A 299-nucleotide genomic window follows, 5' to 3' on the forward strand; every position below is an offset into this window, starting at 1 on the left:
ACTGTAAAGTGTCTTGGCCTATAGGTTTGGCTGGTGGGTTCCAAGGCTCAATGACAGGGAGACAAAATGTTAAATTTATAGCAAGAATCCATGGTGATGGAGAAAAGGTAAAAGATATTATTAAGTATGTAGAGGAGTTTTCCGAAATAGGTGAAGCCTTTGATGAACCAGTAAAAACTTACTCATCAGGTATGAAGGCAAGGTTAGCATTTGGTTTATCTTTATCGTTTGATTTTGACGTGTACTTATCTGATGAAGCTACAGCTGTAGGTGATGAGGTTTTTAAGAGAAAAGCAATT

General features: G+C 37.1%; 1 pseudogene. It reads left to right on the forward strand.

Features of this window, described 5'->3' with window-relative positions:
- Positions 1-50 precede the first annotated feature (50 nt).
- Positions 51-299: pseudogene (locus tag Q4528_RS13370) on the forward strand (hypothetical protein); the annotation flags it as partial.

The organism is Staphylococcus pasteuri (assembly GCF_030547725.1).
GTDB lineage: Bacteria > Bacillota > Bacilli > Staphylococcales > Staphylococcaceae > Staphylococcus > Staphylococcus pasteuri.